Source organism: Trichocoleus sp. FACHB-40 (genome assembly GCF_014695915.1).
GTDB classification, from domain to species: domain Bacteria; phylum Cyanobacteriota; class Cyanobacteriia; order Cyanobacteriales; family FACHB-T130; genus Funiculus; species Funiculus sociatus.
The window spans coordinates 13,663-38,766 of sequence record NZ_JACJPF010000113.1 but is presented as its reverse complement, the minus strand read 5'-3'; the positions used below and the strand labels follow the sequence as shown (position 1 = coordinate 38,766).

Here is a 25,104-nt window from a genome sequence, read left to right as displayed (position 1 = left end):
AAAACTGAAAATGGCAACTATCCAACAGCAAAAAATTCGCATTCGCCTTAAGGCTTTCGATCGGCGTTTGCTGGACACATCTTGCGAGAAGATTGTCGATACGGCAAACCGGACACAAGCTACAGCAATCGGTCCTATTCCCTTACCGACGCGGAAGAAAATTTACTGTCTCTTGAGATCGCCTCACGTTGATAAGGACTCGCGGGAACACTTTGAAACCCGTACCCACCGCCGCATTATTGACATTTACCAGCCTACCTCGAAGACAATTGACGCTTTGATGAAACTGGATTTGCCAGCAGGCGTGGATATTGAAGTCAAACTTTAATAGGGTTTACGCACGTCAACATGCTGTAGGGGCATGGCAATACCATGCCCCTACAGCAGAATCAGGCATTCACTAATTAACTGCGTAAGTCCTGTTTAACAGTTTGTCAGTTGTTAGGGACGAGTTCCAATTATTCCCTAACAATTGACTAATGACTATCTATTGGCCCTTTAGAGCAACCTCTAAAGGGCTTCGTAGTTGGGATTCTGGGGAGAAATCGGTTAAAGTAAGTAAAGAATCACACTTACCGTGAACTATAGGGACAATGGCATCCTCTTCCTCAATCGCAGTTCGAGAACTTCCCCTTTTTCCACTGCCCGAAGTGGTGCTATTTCCAGGGCGACCCTTGCCACTACATATTTTTGAGTTTCGCTACAGAATTATGATGAATACGATTCTGGATAGCGATCGCCGCTTTGGGGTCTTGATGTGGAACCCAGTTCAAGGTAAACCCGCAACTGTAGGATGCTGCGCTGAAATTATTCACTTGCAGCGTCTTCCAGACGACCGGATGAAAATATTAACCTTGGGTCAGCAGCGGTTTCGAGTTCTGGAGTACGTCCGCGAAAAGCCCTATCGAGTCGGTTTGGTGGAATGGATTGAAGACAATCCGCCAGAGAAAGATTTGCGAAGTTTGGCTACAGAGGTCGAACAGTTGCTCAGAGATGTTGTGCATCTCTCAGCCAAGTTGACTGAGCAAGATATGGAACTTCCAGAAGACCTGCCAACTCTCCCTAGAGAATTGTCTTTTTGGGTTGCCAGTAATCTTTACAATGTAGCAGCTGAACAGCAATCCCTTCTGGAAATGCAAGATACAGCAGCACGTCTGGAACGCGAAGCGGAAATTCTCACCTCTACTCGCAATCACTTGGCGGCTCGTACTGTACTCAAAGATGCGCTGAGATAGTATCAGTGAATTGCTAATTGCTAATGGCAATAAACCAAATCGCAATTAGCAATTCTGTCTAAATCCCAGCTTCTTTTTGCCAACTAAACCAGCCGTACCAGTGACGGACAGCCAGCCATACGGCGGAAAGTAATCCTGCTAAGCTAAGGGTTAGGCCGCTGTAAGGCACTAATAAACCAAAAACGGGCAGGACTGCACCGGAAATTGTGCAAATGAGCGCAGCTAAGGAAGCCCGACGGTTGTTTGCGCCTAAGCCCCAGGATAAAGCTAACAAAGTTAGGGAAATTAAAGTCCACGCCAGGGGCGCACTTATTAAGCGGCTGAGATAAGTCAAAGTTAGTAAGCAAGCAAAGAAAACGCCGCCTGCGATCGCTACATTTTTCAGAGTCATTGGTAGCGACAAATACAGCAATAATATCCACCACAGAAATAACGCTGGTGCTAACAACAGCAGCCGTGGCAAAATTCCCGTATTTTGAATTGGGCCTGTCGAGGTAAAGACACCAAAGGGATTTTGTACAGAAACATTGTCATCAAATACCCAGGTGAAACGAGTGCCTTGTCCTTCTCGTTTGCTTTCAGTCGGGAGAATCCCACTAGCAAAATCAGCGTCAGGGAATGTAGAGAGCGCTCTCAAGCGAAAGTTGGAGAGCAACTGACCATTAGCACTATAAACCCAACGCGGCCCTCCTTGAGCCTTGTAGGTGACTTTGAAAGTAGTTTCTTGTCCAGGTTTCAAGTTGAAAGGAAAACCATAGTCACCGGGGTTTCTCTGTTGAAGCCTAGTGCCATCCCGCTCTACCTTAAAGCCTTGCAGCAGTGAGTAACCGTTAGGCGGTGGTATTTCAAAGAAAAAATTCTCAATATCGCTGAGCTGGTTGACTACTTTATATTCAGCCGTGTAGTCTACTCGGTAAATCGCCCGCCGAGCTTGAACGTCTTTGCTTTGGTCAAGTTCTACCTGAATTTGCGAGCCAGCCAGCGTCAGGAAGCGACTAACCTCTCGCGTATCCTTTACCCGGACGATTTTTCCATCAACTTGAGTGTCGTAAGCATACGGCTCTTGGATCGTGTACCGCACTTGTGGCGCTGCTTGCTCTAGCCTATCCCCAGCAACAGTTTGAGCCACTTGAGTCACCTTTGCCTGTTCCCAGTTGTGGTAACGATTGCCTAAAGTTGAGGTAAGAAAAAATCCTCCCACCAGCAAAACTAAGACTAGGGCTAAATGCTGCAATCCTCTAAGTAATTGGGAATATAGCAGCACCCATTCGCCAATGAAAATAGATTGTTCTGGCTGAACTCGACGTAGGGAAAAACTCAACAGAGCGATCGCAATTCCCAAACCACCGACAATGAATATTAATGTGGGGAACATCGCAAGCAGCTGTCCCCCAAATTTCATTAGCTCAGCCGGATGCGTTAAATCGGGCAATCCGGGAATGCCTTGAGCAGATGGAAACATAGTTGTAGATTTGTAAAGACGCTTGTAGGTCGCGTCTGCGTTGAGTTTTAGAGACTACAATTTCATCACTAGAGTTTCCCTATTGACACAATAGAATAGCTACCAAAAATCTTCAGCGTTTCGGTATAAGCTGTTAATTCTTTTAAAGCAGATTGAACAGAAGCTTCTCTGGCATCAGCTTCTAGGTCAGTAAAGAAAAGATAGTCACCAAGACTTCGCTTTGTCGGACGAGATTCAATTCGGCTCAAGTTAATCCCTCGACTGGCAAACACTTCAAGCGGTTTCACCAGCGCCCCCGGTACATTAGCGGGAACGCTAAAAGCTAAACTGGTATGACTGCCGCCGCCAGAAGGTTGTAAACTCAGTACCCAGAACCTGGTATAATTATCCGGATAATCATTAATAGGACAGACGAGAATTGGTAGCTGGTAGAGTTGGGCAGCTCTAGAGGATGCGATCGCTGCCGCAGTTTTATCCTCGCCCAAATACTTTAGCGCCTCCGTAGTCGCATTCATCGGCACTAGCTGCACAGAGGGCAGAAACCGCTCCAGCCACCCCTGACACTGAGCTAGAGCCTGGGGGTGGGAATAAACTGTCTTTATTTCTTCCAGAGTTTCCGCTCGTGACAACAGGGCATGAGAAATTGGCAACACATGAGCCTGTTGAATTTGCAGCTTATCCAATTGCCAGAGCGTATCCAGCGTTGTTGTCACGCTGCCCTCTACAGAATTTTCAACAGGCACGACTGCCACATCAGCTTGTCCCTGTGCCGCTGCTCGCAGCGTCTGAGCAATGCTGGGACAAGGACATAACAGCCCTTGCTGTCCCCTTTGGTTAAGCCAATTTACATAAGCCAAGGCAGCTGCTTCTGCGTAAGTGCCTGGTGGCCCCAAATGTGCAACCGATACGACCATTAAAGCTAGCCCTCAGTTTTCCGCAAGAGTTATAATGTGCAACCGATACGACCATTAAAGCTAGCCCTCAGTTTTCCGCAAGAGTTATTCTGACAACGTTTTAACCTTTATCAGTTATCAGTTACCAGATGTCAACCACTAAGTCCGTCGCTGGGGATAGGCTGCTGGATCTAGGTTAAACCCAATAATAGTGTCTACTTGTGATGCCTGAGAAGGAGGGAAATCAACTACATAAATTTTTATCATGACAGAGCGATTCAATTAATGCACAGTTTCCTTTCAAAAGCTGTAGCAGCGGAACAATCGAAATCCTCTGCAACTTTTTTAAGAACCGTAACGTAAAATTAACTTATCCTGCGTACAGAATTACATTCTGTTACCATCCCCTCATGCAAACTCAATTTGTTGCCTCCCAATCTGTTGAAATTGCTGTTGCGGAACAACCTGTTCCAATTCAGCATTATCTGCGCCAACCTCAACGTCTAGTACAAGCTCTGGTTGACCCCACTCGAATCGAACAACTCAGCGAGGAGATTTTCCGCCTGAAAATGCGCCCGTTGAGCTTTATGGCCCTCTCACTTCAACCAATTGTAGATATGAAGGTGTGGGCAGATGCAGACGGGACGGTTCACTTAAGGTCTACACGTTGTGAGATTCGCGGCATTGAGTATATCAACCAGCGCTTTGCGCTTAACTTGGTTGGTAAGCTTTCTCCCTGTCAAGTAAACGGTACAACTCATCTCAAAGGTAGAGCGGATTTAGAGGTCAAAGTCGAGTTACCGCACGCTTTTTGGTTCACGCCTAAAGCTTTTATAGAAGCTACCGGGAATGGTTTGCTCAAGAGCGTGCTGTTGACTATTAAACAACGATTAATGTATCAGCTGCTATCAGACTATCGCCGCTGGGCTAACACTTGGAATCAGCAGACACCCCCACCTCAAGTTCCGGTACTGCCCGCAGACAGCCCTTCGGCTTAATAAATTGAGGCTGAGCCTCGTTATTTTAGTTCCCAGGCTGGGACTGAGAACTAGGAGGGGGAGGCTCAGCCTCCAGAGAGGATATAGACTGAAAATCTACAATTTAATATCAACCCGGCAAGGACTGAAAGACCTCCGATGGAAGCGGGAGGGGCCGTGTTGTTGTAAAGCAAGTAGATGGTGAGCGGTGCCGTAACCCTTGTTCGCTGTTAAGTTGTAGGCGGGGTACTTCGCCGCCAGACGGATTATCAGGTCGTCGCGCCACACTTTAGCAACAATGCTGGCGGCGGCAATTACCAATGATTTTTCATCACCCTTGACTAGATTCTGTTGTGGGATTGGCAAGTCTGGAAGCTGCCACTTACCATCAACCAGACAAAGCTCTGGTTGGACATTCAGCTTGATTACAGCCCGCTTCATCGCTAACAAGGATGCGTGGAAAATATTAATTTGGTCAATTTCCTTGTTGGAAGCATAACCAATTTTCCAGTCTAGAGCGATCGCTTGAATTTGTGCTGCCAGTTTACCACGGCGATAACTAGACAGCTGCTTGCTGTCTCTTACCCCAGCGGCTGAAAGTTCAGCAAAAGCAGACTTTGGTAATATTACAGCCGCCGCCACTACTGGGCCAAACAAAGCTCCGCGCCCAACTTCATCGACACCAGCAACCAGTTCCCAGCCACCGAGTAACTCTGGCAAATCCGAGAGGTTAAAATTTGGTTTGCGGGAAGTCTTAACGACTGCACCTTTGTCTACCACTTGCTGCACCGACACGATACGAAAGCTCCTTAGTAATTAGTCACTGGTTCTTAGCCATTAGTCAGCTGCCATCTTAAAAGTTGTCAAGTTGAAACGAAGTCTTGTTCCAACAACTTTCCAACCTTCCAACCTTCTTCTAGCCAACAGACTAATGGCTAACCACTAACTTCACCCTTTCTCAAGCCTCTGTTGCAGAAGACCGCCGCCGCCGCCGCCGCCGAACTGGAGACTCGTCACTGTCTGATTCTGATTCTTCACTGGGGGATGCAGAGTCAGATGCGATCGCCTCTGACTCTTCAGGGGCTTCGTCTACGACAGGTACCAGTTCCTCTATCTGTTGTTGTTCCTCGTCTGCTGTCTGATATTCCATTTCATCTACCTCAAATGCGGAGGGTAGATAAGAGGCATTATCATCTTCCTCAGACTCAAAGGCAGAAGTCTGTGTATCCCTGTTATCTTTCGCCGCCTGGATTGAGGAAGCGATCGCTTCCGTAGACTGTGACTCTCCAGGCAAAGTAATCGATACTATCGCCGATTTCGGATTTTTCACTTCCCGCTCTAACAGCACCAACGGAGAAATTCCCATCAAAGCATAAACATCCTGTTGCTCTGGGGTCATTTCAATGGAAACAATCTCCGGCGGTTCAATTTCCTGTCTGGAAGGCTTGGGACGCTCAGGTTTCGGTGAGCGACGGACTTCTTCCACAACGGGTAGAGGCGTACTTCCCCCGCCCATATATGTCTCGCTTTCGCGGATTGGTTCCGGTTCTGCCACCGGAGTTGACCGGAAATGATTCACTATAGTCGGAGGAGTCGAAATCCGAATAGGAGTTTTTGGGGTTGGGGTTAATTCCTCCTTTAATGGAGGTTCACCCACCCGACGGCGGCGACGACGGCGATTATTATTTGCCCCCCGCTCCTGATAGCTGGGATGATTCATCAAATCCATTGACTCGTCATCATCGTCAACACCTAAATCTAAAGCTTCGCTGCGACTTTCAACGACTGGCAAAGGTATTTCCCTAATTCCGACTTCATTGTTGCGGTAGGGTAACGTCCGTGCTTCCCTAACAGGTGTCGGCGAGGGAGGTTCGGCAATTTCTCCTCCATTTTTGTTAGCCGACTCACCCGGTAGGCGAACCATATGCCCCAAACCGCCACAACTGGGGCAGGGCTGACTAAACAACTCGTAAATATTTTGCCCTTGCCGCTTGCGAGTTAGTTCTACTAAGCCGAGTTCGGAAAGTTGAGCAATTTGTGGTCTAGCTTTGTCTGCCTTGAGTGCTTTGTTGAAGTGTTCCAGCACTTGCAGCTGGTCTCGGCGCGCATCCATGTCAATAAAGTCAACAATGATGACACCAGCGATATTCCGCAACCGCAGTTGACGGGCTATTTCTGTCGCTGCTTCGCTGTTTGTCCACAGGACAGTTTCTCTAGCAGTTGCAGAACGGGTGAAGGAACCTGAGTTGACATCAATCACCGTTAAAGCTTCCGTCAGCTGGATAATGATGTAGCCTCCTGAAGGTAGATCCACTCTAGGTTTGAGGGCTTCTCGAATGGCTGCATTGATGCGGAAGTATTCTAAGATAGAAAGGCGCTCGCGGTGATGGTCGATTAATACTCCTTCCGGCGACTTTCCTCCGCTCCAACTGACTAAGTATTGCTTGACTCGCTTAACTCCGGTGTGGGAATCTACGACAATTCGATTTACTTCCGCACTGTACATATCGCGCAAGACGCGCTGAATAAAATCATCGTCTCGATTTAGCAGCGCTGGCGCTCTAGTGGAGTTTACTTCTTGTTGAATCGCTTCCCACTGTTTTTGCAGTGTCTCCAAATCTTCTATGATGGCTTCTTCCGAGCGTCCCTCGGCTTCTGTCCGCACGATTAGCCCCATGCCAGCAGGTTTAATGAGAACGGCTAAGGCTCTAAGGCGGTTGCGCTCGTTTTCGCTCTTGATTTGCCGCGACAGACTCACACCTCGTCCGAAGGGCATCAATACTACATAGCGTCCAGGTAAGCTGATATTACCTGTGAGCCTGGGGCCTTTGTTGCCTGTCGGCTCTTTCATTACTTGAACCAGAACTTTCTGTTGGGGTGCCAGTAGTTCTGTAATCGCACCAGCGGAACGTTTTAGTCGCAGCGGGCCTAAGTCAGTAACATGGATAAAGCCGTTGCGTTCGGCATCTCCAATGTTTACAAATGCGGCATCTATCCCAGGTAAGACATTTTCAACAATGCCCAGATAGATGTCTCCGACTTGGTGGCTACCAGTAGCAACGACAAGTTCTTGAATTTGATCTTCCCAAAAGACGGCAGCAATCCGATGCTGCTCCGCGATAATAATTTGCTTCGGCATTCAATTTCCTCAAAAATTCGTAGCAAGTTTAGGCACAACAGAGAATCGGAAAGTAGAAGGCGGATTTAATTCCTTTTTCTTCCTTCTTCCTTCCTCGTTGATCCTTTCTAGGCGCCTCTCACTTTTGCTCAAAGAAATAACGGTGTAAGCCAGAAACTCTCTTTCGGTCGATTTGGTTTTACCTTCTGATTCAATGTGACAGGGGATAGATTCTAAACCCGCCCCTACGTAGAGAGAATAAAGGTGTGTTAACCCAGAATCACTGATTACAGTGACAGACATCCCTTGTAAACTCTTCCCCGATTGCATTTTTTGCCAGTGCCATGCCTTTTCAAAAGGCTTGAACACTGGAATTTGCCCAAAATGAACAGAAAGTCTCTCTGAAAAGCTATCTTGCGCGATCGCTTCCATTTCAGGTTCACTCTTAGGGGCAACCTGATAGATCCTCGATCCGCAATTGCTTCTATTGTGATGTATTATATCGCGCTGTCACTCCGATCAGACTCAACTTATGGGTAGTTGCACTCGCTTTAATTTTGGTAGTCCCAAGGACTCTTGACTAGGGAAGAGGTGAAAAGAAGATTCTCTCTTGTCCTATTGTCTCCCTTCATTGCATTTGTTTACGCAAGCTGAAAATAGTTGCGATCGCGTGTTTTGCTACAGCTTCTATCTCAGATGCCGTATTAAACCGTCCAATTCCAAACCGAACCGAGGCGTAAGCCAGTTGTTCTGAACGTCCCAGCGCCGTCAGAACATGGGAAGCAGACACATTGGCGGCGGTACAAGCCGATCCGGAAGAAACTGCTACCACTGGCTGCAATCCTAGCAGCAGCGCCGCTCCATCCACCCCTTCTACACTGATGTTAAGGTTTCCTGGTAGTCGCTCTTTGGGGTGTCCGTTCAGATGAATTTTTTCTACCTGACTGAGTTGTTGCCAAAGGCGATCGCGCAACTGGATGAGGCGTTTTGTCTCTGATACCATGTTTACCTGCGCCAATTCTACGGCTTGGGCAAATCCGACAATTTGAGGTGTATACAGTGTACCAGAGCGCATTCCCCGCTCATGTCCACCTCCATGCAGCTGCGGTGCAATTTGGACTCTGGGGTTGCGGCGTCTGACGTAAAGAGCGCCAATACCCTTGGGCCCATAGACTTTGTGGGCAGTCATTGACATTAAATCAATGTGCATCGCCTCCACATTTAGAGGTATTTTGCCAATAGCTTGAGCAGCATCAGTGTGGAATAGTACCTGATGCTTGTGACAAATTGCCCCAATTTCTGCTAAAGGCTGTATGACACCAATTTCATTATTAGCTGCCATTACGGAAACTAAAATTGTGTCGGGACGGATAGCTTTTTCCAATTGATCTAAATTAATCAATCCATCACTTTCAACTGGGAGAAAAGTAATTTCAAAGCCAAGAGTTTGCAAATATTTACAAGGGTCGAGAACCGCCTTATGCTCGGTTGCCACTGTAATGATGTGTCGCCCTTTGCTAAAATTAGCTTCCGCCACACCTTTAATAGCTAAATTGTTCGCTTCCGTCGCGCCGCTAGTAAAAATAATTTCCTCTGGCGTAGCGTGTATCGCTTGTGCTAAAACTTCCCTTGATTGTTTGACAGCAGCTTCAGCTTCCCAACCATAGGAATGGCTCACGCTGGCGGGGTTGCCGAAATGCTGGGTGAAGTAAGGCATCATGGCGGCAAGTACGCGATCGTCTAGGGGCGTTGTGGAGTGACAATCCAGATAAATAGGGCGTACAGTCATACCAATTTGAGATTTAGGATTTGGGATTTGGCGGTGGTCGGAGTTTCGGAAACTCCGATGATTGGTTTGCATCAAACTATCAGGTATATTCACTTCGCGATCGCTCCCCTTGTATGCTCCCTGAAGATGTGTAGCTCCACCAAATCAAAATGGTGTCAATGGGTGTCTCGAATGAGTCACAATTCTATTTTGGCAAAATTGTAAGTTGAGAAATTAAAGATACGATAGCGATAAGCAAAAGACTTGATGAAGTTCCTCTGACTGTAATACTTCAAAGATAGAGCGAAACTACAAGAACAGTTGCATCTGAGCGATCGCGACTACCAACTGTAACTACAAGATGGGAATATTGTTGTAATAACTATCAGATATCGCATCCAGCAAATTGGCACTGAGTTAATTAGACTTCTAAGAGGATGTCTGAAAAGTAAAAAAGCTCTCATAACTATACCCTGTCAATAGCAAAATGTTGATTCGACAGCGTTAAGAGAGCAATGTCTCAATCCTATCCCAGTGACTTAACCGACGAGCAGTGGGAACTGCTCTCAGGACTGATTCCTAGAGCCAAAGTAGGTGGGCGTCCCCGAAGTGTTGATATGCAAGCTGTGGTGAACGGTATCCTCTATATCTTGTGTGCTGGTTGCGCGTGGCGGATGCTACCCCACGACGCAACCCGCATGGAAAACGGTTTATCACTATTTTCGGCAATGGCGTATTGATGGAACTTGGCAACGCATCAACAAAAGGCTACAGCAGTGGGTGCGAGTGATGGAAGATCATGAGCCTACCCCCAGCGCTGCCGTTTTAGATAGTCAATCAGTGGAAACTGCCACAATGGTCAATATTGAGGTCGGCTATGATGGCGGCAAACAGGTGAAAGGGCGCAAGCGGCATCTGTTGGTCGATACCTTGGGATTAGTGGTGATGGTGGTAGTCACTGCTGCTAATGTCAATGACCGCGATGGGGCACGCTGTCTGTTGGAAAGGCTGTATCAGATACGCCAACCCTTTCCCCGTCTAGTACGCATGTGGGTTGATGGCGGCTATAGCGGTGAGAAGTTTATCCCCTGGGTGATCAATATTTATCGTTGGATTCTCGAAGTCGTGTTGCGCCCGCAGACTGCCCAAGGCTTTGAGGTGCTGCCTAAGCGATGGGTGGTTGAGCGTGCTTTCGGTTGGTTTAACTGGTGCCGGCGCTTGAGTAAAGATTATGAGATTCTGCCGGTAACTTCCGAAGCGTTCATTTATGTTGGCATGATCCGTATCTTGCTCAGACGATTGGCATAATCTTTCACTTCTCAGACATCCTCTAACTTAGATGAGTTGAGAGAATCCCTCAAAAGAATTTTAGATAAGTTAACCGTACAAAATGTCATTTCTTTAACAAAATGGCGATTTATTGTTGATGGGCTATCTGTAGCAAATATTTAGCTCATTGATATTAGGGCGATCGCCAAACCTTAATTTTTCCCTCTTCATTACTGACCAAGATTTTTCCATCGGGACTGAAAGCAACAGAATTAACATCACCATTAAGGTTAGAAATAGTGCTTTTTAATTCTCCGGTTTGGGGATTCCACAGCTTAATTGTCTTGTCCCTGCTACCACTGGCTAAAGTCTGTCCATCAGGGCTGAAAGCGACAGAATTAACATAATTTTTATGGGCAGAAATAGAGTAATTAGGACGGCACGCCTGCGCCCCGTTACAGCCATTTTGAAGTTCGCGCAGATTCCACAGGTTGATTTTGTCATAAATACTGCTACTGGCAAGAGTTTTACCATCTGGGCTAATAGAAACAGCAGGAATAGCATCCCCTGTAGGGTCAGAGATGCTGCTAAGTAGAGTGCCTGCGGATAGATTCCATACCTTGATTGTTTTATCAGAACCGCTACTAACAAGTGTCTTTCCATCCCGGCTGATGGCAACCGATAAAACGAAATCTGAATGCCCTTTCAAGGTGTTTTTCATTTGTCCTGTCTCCAAATTCCACACCTTAATTGTCTTGTCTTTATTAGCACTGGCAAGAGTCTGTCCATCCAGACTAAAGGCAATGGAAAAAACGCGATTTTCAGATGTGGACTTCAGAGTTTGCAGCAGGTTTCCTGTTGGCAAACTCCAAACCTTGATGGTTCCATCACCACTACCACTAGCTATTTTTTGCCCATCGGAACTAAAAGCTACCGCATAAACCGCGTCTGAATGCCCTTTTAATGTACGTAACAGTTGTCCCGTTTGCAGATTCCACAACTCAATCGAATTGCCATCCCCACCACTTGCTAAGAGTGTACTATCTGAGCTAATGGCAACCGAATAGACGTTCTTTGAAGAGCCAGCAAGGGTATTAACTAAAGAAATAGTTTTTAAACGATCCCAAGAAATATTTGCTGTTCTTACCAGTGGCAATAAACTATTTTGTTTTGGGACGTAGTTCATTCCCGCTGTCACAGCTAAAGCAGCCGCAATACCTGTTCCAATTCCTATTAAACAACGAAATTTGTTTGTTGGGTTGGCAATACCAGTGTTATCCTTTGCTACATCTACCTGAGATACAAATAAATCAACATCAGCCAAATTTGTTTGTGCTTCAGATGGCGAATTTTGAGGCGGTAAAGTAACAGTAGCTGGGGGTTGAGTTGGAATTGGAGAGGGCGTTAGCGGATGCCTAGAGACATTATAAGTTTGAGTTGATTGAGAATTGGCCAACTCCAGCGCTTGTAAAACTTCTGTTGCTCTCTGGTAGCGTTGACGGTAGTCATAGCGGATCATTTTGTCTAAAACGTTGGCGAACTGCTGGCTAACTTGCACTTTGTCGCGCCAAATAGTTTCACCCGTTGCAGGATCTTCTGGCAGTTGGGACGGTGCTATCCCTGTAAGCGCTTGAATTCCTAGCATCCCCACTGCATAAATATCGCTACAAAACCTCGGTTTACCGCCGAGTTGTTCGTTCGGCATATAACCAGGTGAACCAATAGAAACCGTTAAAGTTGTATTTCCGTCATTATTACCTTTGTGAGTGCTAACTTGTTTGACTGCTCCAAAATCAATTAAGACTATCTTCCCGTCTTGCTTGCGCCGAATTAAATTTGAAGGCTTGATATCCCGGTGAATGACATCTTGCTGATGGACAAATTCTAAAATTTTTAAAATTTCGCGGCATAAAGCAATAACTTGAGTTTCACTAAACTTTTTATCGCTTGGTAACTCTTGCTTGATTTCATGACCTTCGATGAAATCTTGGATTAGATAAAACTCTTTATCCTCTTCAAAATGCGCCAAAAGCCGGGGGATTTGGTCGTGGCTGCCCAGCTTGTAAAGAACTTGTGCTTCCCTATCAAATAATCGTCGCGCTACCTCTAAAGTGAATGAATCAGTAGCTTTGGGCTGGAGTTGCTTGACAACACAAAGCGGATTTCCTGGTAGTTGTTTATCTTCGGCAAGGTAAGTTTGTCCAAATCCGCCACCTCCCAAGTGTTTCACAATTTGGTAGCGACCGCTGAGCGTTTTAAATAGCATGACAGTTTTTCAATTTTGAATATACTTGTCTGCTAGTTTAGCCTTGAAATTTATGAAATACAAAAAATCTGTGATCGCTCGGTGCTAGTTAGTCAAAGATTGTAGGTTAGGTTGAGCGGCTAAACATTACCCGATGAATACTGACGCTTTAAAATACTTGCATTCAAAATCAGATAATTTAGGGCGATTGCCAAACCTTAATTGTTCCGTCCAGGCTACCACTGTAAATCGTCTGCCCATCGGGACTAATAGCAAGTGCAAAAATTGTCTTGGAATGTCCTTCAAGTGTGCGAATTAATTCCCCAGTCCGCACATTCCATAACTTAATAGTATTCTCATTGCTGCCACTGCCACTAACAAGAATCCGACCGTTCGGACTGATAGCAACAGCATAAACTCCCCCTGATAGAGAGCCATTTGGTAATCTAGACGCATGGGGGAAAGTATTTAGTAATTCGCCCGTTTCCAAATTCCACAGTTTTGCTGTTCCGTCGGGACTGCCACTGGCAAGAATCTTACTATCCCGGCTGATGGCGATCGCACTCACTGCCTCGATATGCCCGCCAAAAGTGCGGCGCAGTTCACCCGTTACCAGATTCCAAACATTTATGTCATAAATATTACTACCGGACAGAGTTTGACCGTCTGGGCTAATGGCGACATCACTAACCCCCTCCTCTAGCTGTGTTCCGATTAGGGTACGTACCAACTCACCCGTTTTCAGGTTCCACACTTTGATAGTCTTGTCCTTACTGCCACTAACGAGAGTTTGTCCATCTCGGCTGATGGCAACTGAATAAACATCTCCCGTATGTCCAGACAAGGTACGGAGTAGTTTACCCGTTTTCAGGTTCCACACTTTGATAGTTTGATCGCCACTACCACTGGTGAGAGTTTGTCCATCCGGGCTGATGGCAACAGAATAAACATACCCCGTATGCCCGCTTAGGGTATAAATTATTTCTTTTGTACGGAGATTTCTAATTTTGATAGTTTGGTCAAGACTGCCACTCGCCAGAATTTTACCATCTGGACTGAGGGCGATAGAGGTAATACCAGCAGCATGACCAGGGAGGGTATTGACTAAGGCAACTTCTTGTGCTGTATCTTCTAAGCTATTGGGTTTTTGAAAAAAGTAAATTCCTACACTTAGAGCTAGAGCAGTAGCGAAACCCGCGCCAATTTTAATCAGCAGAGGTGCTTTATTTCGGAAAGTAGAAAAAACAGTTTCCGGCTTTCGTGGATATGTTGAGATTAGTGCTTTGGAACTTTGAAGGGTTTCAGTAGCGATCGCTGGTGGTTGCTCAGTAGGCAGCGTATCTTGAAAAGCAAAGGAAGTATACTGCTGTCTGCTTGGTGAGGTTGGAAGCGTCCCAGTAGCGATCGCATCCGGGATGATGTGCCGTGTTGGTAGCTCGTTGAGCTGTTGGAGCGCCTCCAAAGCTTCTGTCGCCGTCTGGTAGCGTTGGCGAAAGTCATAGCGCACCATTGTGTCTAAAATGTCTGCAACCTGCTGGCTGACTTGAGCCTTATCGCGCCATACAATCTCACAGGTTTGGGTATCTTCTGGCAGTTGTGACGGCTGTAAACCTGTGACAGCTTGGATACCCAGGATTCCCACAGCATAGATATCGCTACTAAATCGCGGTTTGCCGCCGAGTTGTTCGTTCGCCATGTAACCAGGCGAACCAATAGCAATTGTTAAAGTTGTTTCCCCCTCAGAGGCAAGCGCCTGAGTGCTAACTTGTTTGACAGCTCCAAAGTCAATCAAAACTATCTTGCCATCTTGCTTGCGCCTGATTAAATTGGACGGCTTGATATCCCTGTGGATGACATCCTGCTCATGGACAAACTCTAATATTTTTAGGATTTCGTGCAAAAGAGCAGCTACCTCCGTCTCAGGCAACTGCTTACCTATTGGTAATTCTTGCTTAACTTCATCCCCTTCGATGAATTCCTGAACTAGATAAAACTCTTGTTCTTCCTCAAAATGAGCCAAAAGTTGGGGAATCCGATCGTGTTTACCCAGTTTGTATAGAACTTGGGCTTCTCTATCAAATAATCGTCGTGCTACTTCTAAGGTTCCCGGATCGGTAGCCTTGGGCTTGAGTTGCTTGACAACACAAAGCGGATTTCCAGGTAGTTGCTTATCTTCGGCAAGGTAAGTCTGACCAAACCCTCCGCCTCCCAAGTGTTTCACAATTTGGTAGCGACCACTGAGCGTTTTTCCCAGCATGAAGTTGATGCGGTGTTCTGGCAGTTCTTCTAGGGTAGTCCTTCAGGCGCTTAATCGGCTTGTCAGCCTTAAAGGTTTTAAAGCCTAATTTTTGCTCTTTCTAGAAAAATCTGTACCCAGATAGCATAACCTGCTCGATACACCCCTTTTCCCCTGATAGCTATTTTCGTCAGCTAAAACGGGTTGAGGTCACTGAATTTAGTTGGCACCTGTTGAGGGAGGAAACCTTAGAAGCGATTCCTCACAATCAACGACCATAATCAAAGATTATGGTCGTGGAGGATGTCAATTGCCGAATTAAGACAATGTGAGTATTAAAACAAACACCCAAACTAGGCAATCGGGTCAACTATTTGCCCAGTTAAATTCGCCAGTCTACTTTGTGGACGGCTGAGTGCGGGCGTAGTCATCTTGAAAACGAACAATGTCATCTTCTCCCAAATATTCTCCATTCTGAACCTCAATTAACACCAAGTTAATCACACCCGGATTTTCTAGACGATGAGTGTGACATTGGGGAACGTAGGTAGATTGATTACTGCCCAGAATCAGTTCGTTATCGCCACAAGTAACCTTAGCTGTGCCTGAAACGACGATCCAGTGTTCGCTGCGGTGGTAGTGCATTTGCAGGCTAAGCCGATGACCGGGCTTGACTTCAATTCGCTTGATTTTATAGCCCCGTCCTTCTTCCAGAATAGTGAAGGAACCCCAAGGCCGCAATTCAGTTGCAGCAACTCCATTGATAGTCATGGAGTTGGGAAGAGGTAAAGTAGTAATTTGAGAAACTTCTTGCGCTTTAGCCATTGTTTTTTCTCCTTAGAACCGCTGTAGGTTTAGCAGGGCTCATATAAATATGCAGAGGTAATCCTCTTAAAAATTGTAGAACTAACACATTTAGGCAACCCTAGCTAAACATAACAACGATCTTTAAAGCCTGTCACCAGTAAATTTGCCGATTAAGCGAATCTACATCAACTCTTTATATAAGCTCTGCTAAATAATTTATTTGGCAAAGTTTAAAAATTTAATTGCTGGGCGATCGCAAACCCGGTTGAAGGAAAAGCCCCAGACCGTTGTGAACGCGGGCGGCGGTGGTGGGAGGCCGATTAATAAGTTGTCCCCCTAGATAGAGGCTGGTAGAGCTGCCACCATCTAAATTAAGAGCCTCAACAGCTCCCATTTGCTGCATTATCTGAGCAGTTTCTGCTAATGTCGGGCCTTTTCCACCTGTGCGGTTGTGGATGGCAACCATCATCAGTTGTCCAGATGCGGTGGTAGCGATCGCACTTCTAACAGCTGCTTCTTTGATAAAGGCATCGCTAAATTGCTCAGCTTTAGCATCTAGCACAATTTGACGATTTTGCACCAGAAGTGGCCCAGCGCCGACAATTTGCGGATAGCGCACAAAGTCCGGTTGTGAAAAAAGCTCATTGATACGCACCCTGGTGCCGACACTCAAGATCCCGACTGGAGATGTTTCTTTACCTCGGATTGTCAGCAAATAACCGTTTTCCGGCGGAATGGGAAATGATATTTTCCCAGCCATGCCTCCAGGTAACTGATTTATAACCTGGTTATTCTGGACAACGACGATGGTTTCATTATCAGTCAGGGGAGTGTAAGCCCCTCCCCATTCAGAGGAGTAAAGGGCGATTCCCGCTTGGACATAAGCACTGTTGAAGAAAAGGACTGGTAAGCTTGAGGAATTTTCGATATCCAAGGCTCCCTGGTAGCTCAGACGACCCATTTTAACTTCACCAGCATCATTCCAAGCGATCGCGCCTCGATTCAGAATCGGCCCAGATAACCACCGACCATCTCGTTTAATTGCCCCTAAAGGCAGTTGGTTGTTGCGGTTAAAAAATCCGGCGTTGATAGCTGCTGAAGCCTGCCACAACTGGGCTGTCCTCAGCAGAGGAGCGATTCCTGCAACACTATTAGGGTTACTCCAGATTGGTTTGAGGGTTAGCCCTCTTTGACGAAGATTGATAGTCAGCGATGCGACTGGGAAGCGGTCAATCGACTTGGGATTTGGGATTTGGGATTTGGGATTGACACTACCTCCATCCAACAGCGGGGAGTCGTTAGCTGATGACTGGTGAGTAATGGCTACATACTGCTGCTTCCAACGGATTCCTTCTGCCCAGAGAATATCTCGTTCTACCATAGCTTCTGGTTGAAAATCAATCAGCAGGCGATTCGGGGAGGGCATACTGAAAACGCGAGGATACAGCCCTGCTGGGATTTGTACTCGAATCGTGGTTTGATTCTGAGTGCTTTCGACGACAGGGATTGGGGGCTGGGGATTGGGGGCTGGGGATTGGGGGCTGGGGATTGGGGGCTGGGGATTGGGGGCTGGGGGCTGAGCATTTCTTATTCCCTCTACCTCCGTCTCTGGCTTAGGTTCTGGAGGAGGGGGAGGGAAGCGCTGCAAGATGGCGGGAGGGGCTGCTGCGTTGATTGTGACAACTAAATTCTGACCTTGTTGAGTGACTTGCCAAGGGGCCGGGCGGTCTAGATCGACAACAAGGCGCGAACCCCACAGTTGAAGACTTTGTTGAACGTCCCCCAGTCGCGCTGGTTTTGTGGTAATTAAAAGCGTGTTGCCCTTTATTTGGGTCTTCCAACCGTTTTTGAGCGCGAAATCAGTAATGTCTAGATAGCGGTAAGGTGCTACTGGAAAGGTAGCCAAAATTAGCCGGTTGGCACCAGAAAACCACTGTATCGGCTGTTTGGTTAAATCCCCGGTGTTTAAAAGCTCTACTCCCAGTGTTTGAGCCACTCCAACATCGCTTATTCCCGTGCGTACAGATGTCCCCCGCTGCCACTGGCTCCAAGCTGCGGGTAAGGTTCGACCATTTATAGATACTTGACTACCCTGCCGATTTATTTGAGGCGATGCCTTTGGTGCTGATACCACGAGGCGTGATGGGGGTAAATTTGGAACTGCTCCTATGGGGACATTTGTCGCGTAAAGCGATGCGGCGATCGCTGACGGGAGCGAGAAGGCTATCAGGCGGCTGGGGGCAAATAGCCCCAGACCACCAACCGTTTTAGTTTCTGGTGTCGTTCTCCCGATCATCCGGCAAAGTCACTCTTTGATGTAGGGTTCAAAAATTTGTACAGGAGTATTGCCATACACCCGGATCGGGCGATGGTGCGCCTTTACAACATCAAGATTTCTAAAATAACCCAGATGTGGACGCAAGTATCAAAAAACAATGACTTTATCTTCCAAAGAAAGCTTTTTTAGCCGCATAATAGGAGGCAAGACCACAGGGGGTCGGCAAGACGCTTTGTTCAACAACCCATTAGGGGCGAAGCACAGACGCGACATCTCGCGTCTCTATATTTGACTCTAAAATTGGGTGGCTATAGCCAAGTCTAGACTTCGCGTTTATCTCGCCCCTACAATTTGTTTGTCCTGGCTCGAAGTCTTAGCGTTGAAATTTGTGTTGAACTTGGCTTTTAAATGATAGAATATCTAATCCGTAAGTTTGGTAGATGGCTGGCATCTGAATCGGGTTAGAACAAGGTTCATTTTTGAGCACCAGTAGCCATTTCAGGCAAACCCTCCGCCAGCAGAGCGTCTTACGTGCAGACGCTTGGATATTATTGCGATCGCAAGAGCAAAAAGTTTTGCGACCCCTGGGTCTGGGGCAGAAAAGCCGAGAGATAAAAGTTTCATCAGTTACAGCTTTCATGGTCAAATGGCATCTAAGTTTAGATAAATAAGGCTATGGAAGCAAAAGAATAGTCAAGGGCAAAAGAAGACTGAGGGATGTTTAAATACATTGGCGAAGTCTTGGCAAAAGTTTTTCAAATTTTAATTCTGGGATCAGCACAGTTGTGCCACAGGATTAACAACCTTCAATCAGTAAACCTGTATCAGTAAGTAAAGAACGTGGATTATCTCATGGAGCATCGCGTGAATGACAATCAACAACAGACGACAGCAGTAAATGCGACAGATACCTATCCCGGTCAACGGTGGTTGGTGGAAGAGCGGGATGCCTGCGGTGTCGGCTTCATTGCCAACCAAAAGGGAACGCCGACACATGAATTGGTAGCAAAGGCTTTATCCGCTCTGACTTGTCTAGAACATCGGGGTGGTTGCAGCGCTGACGGGGATTCTGGGGATGGAGCAGGTTTGATGACTGCTATTCCCTGGAAGCTGTTGGGTGAGTGGTTGGCTACCCAAGGCATAGAAATGCCGCCGACTGAAAAGACAGGGGTGGCAATGGTCTTTTTACCCAAAGATGCCGAAACCAGAGCCGCTGCTAAGGAAATTGTCAACAAAACCTTGGAAGAAGAAGGATTAACTGTACTGGGGTGGCGAGAGGTTCCAGTGCAGCCTCAAGTGCTGGGGGTGCAGTCCAGAGAAAACCAGCCCCACATTGAGCAGCTGGTATGTACTTCCAAAAATGGTTCTGGAGATGAGTTGGAACGCGCCCTGTTTTTGGCTCGTCGCCGCATAGGTAAAAATCTGGAGGCTAACAGTACCCTTAAATGGTCGGACGAGTTTTACATTTGTTCGTTCTCTAATCGCACCATTATTTATAAGGGGATGGTGCGGTCGGCGGTGTTGGGAGACTTTTATACAGATTTAACTAATCCCAATTATGAAAGTGTTTTTGCTGTCTATCACCGACGCTTTAGCACCAACACGCTGCCTAAGTGGCCTCTAGCTCAGCCGATGCGTCTTTTGGGACACAACGGCGAAATTAACACGCTGTTGGGAAATATAAACTCGATAATGGCGCGAGAGGCAAATCTGACGCATCCAATTTGGGGCGATCGCATTCAGGAACTCAAGCCTTTAACCGATCTAGATAATAGTGACTCGGCAAACCTCGATAACGTGCTAGAGTTGCTGGTTCGTACTGGCCGCAGCCCTCTGGAAGCTTTAATGATTATGGTGCCAGAAGCGTACCAGAATCAGCCGGAATTGGCAAATCATCCGGAAATTGTGGACTTTTACGAATTCTACAACGGACTTCAAGAGCCTTGGGACGGCCCAGCGCTACTGGTATTCAGTGATGGCAAGAAAGTAGGTGCGACTCTCGACCGCAACGGGTTAAGGCCAGCGCGATATTGCACCACGCGCGATGGATTAGTTGTGGTAGCTTCGGAAGCTGGTGTAATCGATTTGCCAGAAGCAGAGATTCTGGAAAAAGGGCGACTGGGGCCGGGGCAAATGATTGCCGTTGACCTGGAAACTCAGGAAGTTCAGAAAAACTGGGAAATTAAGGGGCGCATCGCTGCTGTTCATCCTTATGGTGAGTGGCTGGCATCTTATCGGCAAAATCTCCCCGACGTACCTTTTACCGAAGAGAAGAATCTCGACTCTCAAACCTTGCTGAGAGAACAAATTGCCTTTGGCTACACCACAGAAGATGTGGAAATGGTGATTGAGGAAATGGCATCTTCTGGGAAAGAACCTACCTTTTGTATGGGAGATGACATTCCCTTGGCGGTGCTGTCCTCCAAGCCGCATTTACTGTATGACTATTTCAAGCAGCGCTTCGCTCAGGTGACGAATCCGCCAATTGACCCGTTGCGAGAAGGGATGGTGATGTCCCTGTCGGTTTCTTTAGGGAAGCGGGGAAACCTGCTGAAGGTAGAACCAGAGTATGCGCGGTTACTGAAGTTAGAGTCTCCGGTTCTAAATGAAGCAGCGCTAGAGCAGATCAGCACTTCCTCTTTTGCAACAGAGAAGTTCTCGACGCTGTTTGAAATCGAAAAGGGGCCAGAAGGTTTAGAGGCGGCGGTTCGCAATTTGTGCCAGCAAGCGGCGGCGGCGGTGCGTGCGGGCAAAGAAATTCTGATTTTGAGCGATCGCGCCGGAAACTCTTTGAGCGCCGAACACAGCTACATTCCACCTCTGTTAGCTGTGGGAGCAGTACACCACCACCTGATCCAAGAAGGCCTGCGAGCCTTTGCCTCTTTAATTGTCGATACCGCTCAATGCTGGAGTACGCACCACTTTGGCTGTCTCATTGGCTACGGGGCTTCCGCGGTATGTCCGTATTTGGCTCTAGAAACCGTGCGTCATTGGTGGAGCGATACCAAGACCCAAAATATGATGCAGCGGGGCAAACTCAAGAATATTACTCTTGAGCAGGCGCAAAAAAATTACTGCAAAGCCGTAGAAGCTGGATTGTTGAAAATCCTCTCGAAAATGGGGATTTCTCTGCTGTCTAGCTATCGCGGAGCGCAAATTTTTGAGGCGATTGGTATTGGCGGCGATCTCTTGGCTCTTGGCTTTAAGGGTACCGCATCGCGACTAGGCGGCCTTTCCGTACGGGAACTGGCGCAGGAAGTGATGTCATTCCACTCGGCGGCTTTCCCAGAGGTACCACGCAAGAAGCTGGAAAACTATGGCTTTGTGCAGTACCGTCCGGGTGGCGAGTACCACATGAATAGTCCGGAAGTTGCCAAGTCGCTGCATCAAGCAGTGAAAAACCCGCAACATGACCATTACGAAGTTTATCAGAAGCATTTGGCAGGACGACCTGTAACAGCGCTGCGAGATTTGCTGGACTTGGAGAGCGATCGCGCCTCTATTCCCCTGGAAGAAGTAGAGCCTGTGGAGTCAATTGTCAAGCGATTTGCTACAGGTGGGATGAGCTTGGGAGCATTGTCGCGGGAAGCACACGAGACGCTGGCGATCGCTATGAACCGCATCGGCGGCAAATCTAACTCCGGTGAAGGCGGCGAAGATCCAGTTCGTTACAAAGTTCTAGATGATGTGGATGAAATGGGCCATTCCCAAGTTCTGCCACACCTCAATGGGCTGCGGAATGGAGATACAGCTTCTTCTTCCATCAAGCAGGTAGCAAGCGGTCGCTTTGGCGTGACCCCAGAGTACCTGATGAGTGCCAAACAAATTGAAATCAAAATCGCCCAAGGTGCAAAACCTGGGGAAGGTGGACAGTTACCAGGAACAAAGGTAAGCCCCTACATCGCGATGCTGCGCCGCTCTAAGCCAGGAGTGACGCTGATTTCACCACCGCCGCATCACGATATTTACTCGATTGAAGATTTGGCGCAGTTGATTTTTGACCTGCACCAAATTAACCCGAAGGCAGGGGTATCGGTGAAGCTGGTGGCAGAAGTGGGTATTGGCACCATTGCCGCCGGTGTGGCGAAGGCAAATGCCGATGTTATCCAAATTTCGGGCCACGATGGCGGGACAGGCGCATCTCCCTTAAGTTCAATTAAACACGCAGGTTCCCCGTGGGAACTGGGATTAACCGAAGTGCATCGCGTCCTAATGGAGAATGAACTGCGATCGCGCGTAATTCTCCGAGTAGACGGCGGCTTCAAGAGCGGCTGGGACGTAATCATAGCAGCTTTGATGGGTGGAGAAGAGTACGGTTTCGGCTCCATCGCCATGATTGCCGAAGGTTGCATCATGGCGCGGATCTGCCACACCAATAACTGTCCCGTTGGTGTGGCTTCTCAGCAAGAAAACTTGCGGAAGCGCTTCCCAGGAATGCCAGAACACGTCGTTAACTTCTTCTACTTTGTAGCCCAAGAAGTGCGGAGTCTCTTGGCGCGGTTGGGATATCGTTCTCTAAACGAGGTGATTGGTCGCGCCGACTTGCTGAAAGTGCGCCCCACCGGATTAACTAAGACGACAAGCTTGAATCTGGATTGCCTTACCAATCTGCCAGATACGCGCACAAATCGCGATTGGCTGATTCATGAACCAGTACACAGCAACGGGCCAGTTTTAGATGACGAACTGCTCAGCGATTCGGAAATTAAAGATGCGATCGCTAACCAATCTAACGTCACCAAAGAAGTGCCTGTGGTGAACACAGACCGGACAATTGGGGCGCGAATTGCCGGCGCGATCGCCTCTGAATATGGCAACACAGGTTGGAGCGGTCAAATTACCCTCAACTTCTCCGGCAGTGTGGGTCAGAGTTTCGGTGCCTTTAACCTCCCCGGTATGACTCTCAACCTGGAAGGCGAGGCGAACGATTACGTAGGCAAGGGAATGCACGGTGGCGAAATTGTTATCAAGCCGCCTCAGGAGGCTACTTACGATCCAGCTCAGAACGTGATTGTCGGCAACACTTGTCTCTACGGTGCCACGGGCGGCATTATGTTAGCCAACGGTCAAGCCGGGGAGCGGTTTGCTGTCCGTAATTCTAAGGGAATGGCGGTGATTGAAGGCGCAGGCGACCACTGCTGTGAATACATGACAGGCGGCGTAATTGTCGTTCTGGGTAGAGTAGGCCGCAACGTGGGAGCTGGGATGACAGGGGGTTTAGGTTACTTCCTCGATCAGGATGGCAGCTTTACACCAAAAGTTAACCTGGAGATTGTCAAAATCCAACGGGTGAAAACGCCAGCTGGAGAACAGCAGCTCAAAGAGCTGATTGAACTTCACGCTGAAAGAACAGGTAGCCAGAAGGCAAAAGATATTCTTGCCAATTGGTCAGAATACTTGCCTCAGTTCTGGCAGGTTGTGCCTCCTAGTGAAGCAGATTCTCCAGAAGCTAATCCGGAAGCAGCAACCCAAAAGGTTCTCAGTTCGGTGCAGTAATAAAAGGTAAAAGGCAAAAGGAATCTTTCTGTTTCTTTTGCCTTTTACCTTATTTTTTACCAGCTGCCAATTTAACTTCTTTGTCTTGCATTTCCATCAGTTCTGGCACCGTCACAAACTTGTAGCCGCGCTTTTGATATTCGGTAATTAGTTGCGGTAAAGCTTGCACCGTACGCGTCCGATTGCCGCCTCCATCGTGCATTAGTACCATACCGCCTGATGTGGCTCCTTTTAGCGCGGACTTGATGAATACTGGCACCGAGGGACGGCGATAGTCCATAGAGTCAGATGACCACATCGCCACGGCGTAATTTTTTTTACGGGCGTAAGCGACCAAGCCATTGTTCAGATAGCCACCGGGCGGACGAAACAGAGCTGTCTTCACACCTGTGGCTTCATAAATAATTGCCGCTGTGCGGTCAATTTCACGGGCAGCCCCAGCTTCGTTTACATGATGGTAAGAGTGGCTCCAGGTATGATTAGCAACGGCGTGTCCCTCAGCAACTACGGCTTTCGCCAGATGGGGAAAATTTTTCACGTTCCGCCCGATCATGAAGAATGTTGCTTTAATGTTGTTTTTCTTCAGGATCTCCAGCACCTGCAACGTCCCTTGAGGCGAAGGGCCGTCATCAAAAGTCAGGGCAATGACTTTCTGGTTAGTGTTTAGTTTTACTTCTTGAAATACTTTCCCCTGAAACCCTTTGGGGACTGAAAAAGTCAAATTTCTGTCTTTTTCTTCCTGCTGCAATTGAGCGAATACTTTGTTAAACGCCTCATCTCGCTGCGCCATCAAAACGTTTATATCAGTGCCACTTTTGTCTTTATTCCGATTCCCCAACTCTTCGGTTGCAGATAAAAGAATCGACGGATGATTCTCATGGCGATTAATCGGCAACATGAGACCAGCCAAAAAACTACTAGCGGCAGCAACAACAGCAATCAATGTTGTTTTTTCCCGCCAAGAAAATCGATCATACTTTGCCACGTCAGCTCTCCTTCACTCCTCCATTCATCAAGGCGGAGTTTTGTCAAGTTCTCCGCCTCTTCCAGCACACCAGGTTTCTCAAACAATTTTTTTACAGCTACGTACTTGGTGTAAGCATTGCCCTAGCTTTGTCGGCAATGCTTACGTGTATCTCGGTAATCTATGGTTGGCCTCCTCCCTTAGCTCTGTTGGATATGTGACGCGAATCCTCTGCCTATAGTTCGTTTTTACGGGTATAAGCGATCGCTAAAAGCTATTTTGTTGCGTCGCAAATTGTTTCCCTATCTAATAAGGAAGCTTTCTTTGTCCTTTTGTACCCTATTGCAAAATACTAC

At 47.4% G+C, this 25,104-nt stretch carries 17 protein-coding genes; 6 read left to right on the top strand and 11 right to left on the bottom strand.

The genetic code is table 11. From position 1 onward, the window contains the following. Positions 1–10: 10 nt before the first annotated feature. Positions 11–328, top strand: coding sequence for a 30S ribosomal protein S10 (rpsJ, locus tag H6F63_RS27565; RefSeq protein ID WP_190415403.1), 318 nt, complete (start codon positions 11–13; stop codon positions 326–328). A gap of 265 nt (positions 329–593) precedes the next feature. After that, positions 594–1,235, top strand: a complete 642-nt coding sequence (locus tag H6F63_RS27560; RefSeq protein ID WP_190419780.1) for an LON peptidase substrate-binding domain-containing protein — start codon at positions 594–596, stop codon at positions 1,233–1,235. Positions 1,236–1,293: 58 nt separating this feature from the next. On the opposite strand, the gene H6F63_RS27555 is transcribed toward H6F63_RS27560, so the two are convergent. Then, the gene (locus H6F63_RS27555) at positions 1,294–2,697 is read right to left on the bottom strand and encodes a hypothetical protein (protein ID WP_190640478.1); all 1,404 of its coding nucleotides are present in this window, start codon (positions 2,695–2,697) and stop codon (positions 1,294–1,296) included. 68 nt (positions 2,698–2,765) lie between these two features. Further along, a complete protein-coding gene (gene pheA / locus H6F63_RS27550; protein WP_190444432.1) occupies positions 2,766–3,611 on the bottom strand; it encodes a prephenate dehydratase in 846 nt (281 codons plus the stop codon). A 389-nt stretch (positions 3,612–4,000) separates the two neighbouring features. Here pheA and H6F63_RS27545 point away from each other — a divergent pair, with 389 nt between their 5' ends. Beyond that, complete coding sequence (locus H6F63_RS27545; protein ID WP_190640477.1) at positions 4,001–4,588, top strand: DUF1997 domain-containing protein; 588 nt, start codon at positions 4,001–4,003, stop codon at positions 4,586–4,588. Between the two features lie 96 nt (positions 4,589–4,684). Here H6F63_RS27545 and H6F63_RS27540 read toward each other — a convergent pair whose 3' ends face one another. The 4 genes from H6F63_RS27540 to H6F63_RS27525 form a co-directional block, all read right to left on the bottom strand. After that, positions 4,685–5,287 carry a ribonuclease HII gene (locus tag H6F63_RS27540; protein ID WP_199298318.1) on the bottom strand — a complete coding sequence of 201 codons (603 nt, stop codon included), beginning with the start codon at positions 5,285–5,287 and terminating at the stop codon, positions 4,685–4,687. A 238-nt stretch (positions 5,288–5,525) separates the two neighbouring features. Beyond that, positions 5,526–7,706 (bottom strand): Rne/Rng family ribonuclease, encoded by a 2,181-nt coding sequence (locus H6F63_RS27535; RefSeq protein WP_190640476.1) that lies wholly within the window; start codon positions 7,704–7,706, stop codon positions 5,526–5,528. A 9-nt stretch (positions 7,707–7,715) separates the two neighbouring features. Then, complete coding sequence (locus tag H6F63_RS27530) at positions 7,716–8,117, bottom strand: hypothetical protein (protein ID WP_190640475.1); 402 nt, start codon at positions 8,115–8,117, stop codon at positions 7,716–7,718. A 196-nt stretch (positions 8,118–8,313) separates the two neighbouring features. Continuing rightward, positions 8,314–9,474: an IscS subfamily cysteine desulfurase gene (locus H6F63_RS27525; protein WP_190640484.1), complete on the bottom strand. Its 1,161-nt coding sequence runs from the start codon at positions 9,472–9,474 to the stop codon at positions 8,314–8,316. A gap of 494 nt (positions 9,475–9,968) precedes the next feature. Here H6F63_RS27525 and H6F63_RS27520 point away from each other — a divergent pair. Continuing rightward, positions 9,969–10,761, top strand: a protein-coding gene (locus H6F63_RS27520; RefSeq protein ID WP_347276842.1) for an IS5 family transposase whose coding sequence is annotated in 2 segments (ribosomal slippage) — positions 9,969–10,142 and positions 10,144–10,761 — 792 coding nt in all. Because the reading frame shifts where the segments join, the coding sequence is not laid out codon by codon here. 154 nt (positions 10,762–10,915) lie between these two features. Here the strand turns inward: H6F63_RS27520 and H6F63_RS27515 are convergent. From H6F63_RS27515 to H6F63_RS27500, 4 genes are all read right to left on the bottom strand, one after another. Further along, positions 10,916–12,988, bottom strand: coding sequence for a serine/threonine-protein kinase (locus H6F63_RS27515; RefSeq protein WP_190640474.1), 2,073 nt, complete (start codon positions 12,986–12,988; stop codon positions 10,916–10,918). A 178-nt stretch (positions 12,989–13,166) separates the two neighbouring features. After that, a complete protein-coding gene (locus tag H6F63_RS27510) occupies positions 13,167–15,224 on the bottom strand; it encodes a serine/threonine-protein kinase (protein ID WP_190640473.1) in 2,058 nt (685 codons plus the stop codon). A gap of 375 nt (positions 15,225–15,599) precedes the next feature. Next, on the bottom strand, positions 15,600–16,028 hold the full coding sequence (locus tag H6F63_RS27505; protein ID WP_190419591.1) for a phosphomannose isomerase type II C-terminal cupin domain: 429 nt from the start codon (positions 16,026–16,028) through the stop codon (positions 15,600–15,602). A 220-nt stretch (positions 16,029–16,248) separates the two neighbouring features. Beyond that, the gene (locus H6F63_RS27500; RefSeq protein ID WP_190640472.1) at positions 16,249–18,306 is read right to left on the bottom strand and encodes a phosphodiester glycosidase family protein; all 2,058 of its coding nucleotides are present in this window, start codon (positions 18,304–18,306) and stop codon (positions 16,249–16,251) included. A gap of 461 nt (positions 18,307–18,767) precedes the next feature. On the opposite strand from H6F63_RS27500, the gene H6F63_RS27495 reads away from it, so the two are divergent. Next, the gene (locus tag H6F63_RS27495) at positions 18,768–18,959 is read left to right on the top strand and encodes a hypothetical protein (RefSeq protein ID WP_190640471.1); all 192 of its coding nucleotides are present in this window, start codon (positions 18,768–18,770) and stop codon (positions 18,957–18,959) included. A 181-nt stretch (positions 18,960–19,140) separates the two neighbouring features. Then, complete coding sequence (locus H6F63_RS27490) at positions 19,141–23,784, top strand: glutamate synthase-related protein (protein ID WP_190640483.1); 4,644 nt, start codon at positions 19,141–19,143, stop codon at positions 23,782–23,784. 49 nt (positions 23,785–23,833) lie between these two features. Here H6F63_RS27490 and H6F63_RS27485 read toward each other — a convergent pair whose 3' ends face one another. After that, positions 23,834–24,769, bottom strand: coding sequence for a polysaccharide deacetylase family protein (locus tag H6F63_RS27485; RefSeq protein ID WP_199298317.1), 936 nt, complete (start codon positions 24,767–24,769; stop codon positions 23,834–23,836). Between the last annotated feature and the right edge of the window lie 335 nt (positions 24,770–25,104).